Genomic DNA, 1,533 nt, shown 5'->3' with positions numbered 1-1,533 from the left:
GCGCAGGGCCAACTTCAATTGCGTGCCGGTAGCCTGTGCAGCCAGGTCGTCGTCGATCTGCGCGCGTGCTTCGGCGGGGCGCGTCCACGCTGCGTGGTTCCACCAGTGCATCACGTCCGGGTCGGACTGCAGGGCGAACAGGGCCACGGCGTCATCGCGGCGGATGGGGCTCAGCACCAGGCGCGCGCTGTGTAGCGGCAGCCCGGGGAACAGCAGCGAGTTGGCGGGCAATGGGGTCGTCCACGCGAATGAGCGCGCATTATGGACCCGCAGGGTTTGCCGATGGCGGCGGATCCATCGACCCAGCAATGCCGGCCGCTGGCCGGCAGCGTGGAGAGGTCTGGTAGTGCCGGCCGCTGGCCGGCAACCCAGGTATCCCGATGGTTCACAGAAAGCAGCCGGCCAGCGGCCGGCACTACCACACGTGCGGGGATCGCCCAAGGTCGGGGCCGTCGCCACGGCCCCGCGCAATCACGCGCCGGGAATCAGACTTCCAGCGAAGCCAGATCGCCCTTGCTCTCCAGCCAGCCCTTGCGATCAGACGCACGCTTCTTGGCCAGCAGCATGTCCATCAGTGAATGGGTCTGCTCGCCATCGTCGATGGTCAACTGCACCAGGCGACGGGTGTCGGGATGGATGGTGGATTCACGCAGCTGCGGCGGATTCATCTCGCCCAGGCCCTTGAAGCGGGTCACGTTGATGGCGCCCTTGATCTTCTCGCGTTCGATCTTGTCCAGCATCGAGCGCTTTTCTTCCTCATCCAGGGCGTAGAACACCTGCTTGCCCACGTCGATGCGGAACAGCGGCGGCATCGCCACGAACACGTGGCCGGCATCGACCAGCGCCGGGAAGTGCTTCAGGAACAATGCGGTCAGCAGTGTTGCAATATGCAGGCCGTCGGAGTCGGCGTCGGCCAGGATGATCACCTTGCCGTAGCGCAGGCCGCTGATGTCTTCCTTGCCCGGGTCGCAGCCGATGGCCACCGCCAGGTTGTGCACTTCCTCCGAGGCCAGCACGCTGTTGGAGGACACTTCCCAGGTGTTGAGGATCTTGCCGCGCAGCGGCAGGATCGCCTGGAAATCCTTGTCGCGGGCCTGCTTGGCGCTGCCGCCTGCCGAGTCGCCCTCGACCAGGAACAGTTCGGTGCGCGACAGGTCCTGGCTGATGCAGTCGGCCAGCTTGCCGGGCAGGGCGGGGCCCTGGGTGACCTTCTTGCGGACAACCAGCTTCTCGGTTTTCAGGCGCGCGCTGGCGCGCTCGATCGCGATCTGCGCGATCTTCTCGCCCAGCTCCACGTTCTGGTTCAGCAGCAGGCTGAACGCATCGTGCGCGGCACCTTCGACGAAACCGGCGGCCTGGCGCGAGGACAGGCGTTCCTTGGTCTGACCGCTGAACTGCGGGTCGGTCATCTTCAGCGACAGCACGAACGACACGCGGTCCCACACGTCTTCCGGGGCCAGCTTGACGCCGCGTGGCAGCAGGTTGCGGAAGTCGCAGAACTCGCGCAGCGCTTCGGTCAGGCCGGTGCGCAGG

The 1,533-nt window shown here is 66.3% G+C and carries 2 protein-coding genes; both read right to left on the bottom strand.

Features of this window, described 5'->3' with window-relative positions:
• Nucleotides 1-231 (bottom strand): GNAT family N-acetyltransferase (locus AB4Y84_RS21390; protein ID WP_442250898.1); only part of this gene is annotated, 231 nt, incomplete at its 3' end.
• 254 nt (nucleotides 232-485) lie between these two features.
• The coding region (locus AB4Y84_RS21385) for a toprim domain-containing protein (protein WP_442250897.1) at nucleotides 486-1,533 on the bottom strand (1,048 nt) is incomplete at its 5' end.

The sequence above is a fragment of the Stenotrophomonas sp. 2YAF22 genome, assembly GCF_052114665.1.
Lineage (GTDB): Bacteria > Pseudomonadota > Gammaproteobacteria > Xanthomonadales > Xanthomonadaceae > Stenotrophomonas > Stenotrophomonas indicatrix.
This window is presented reverse-complemented; position numbering and strand designations above follow the sequence as displayed.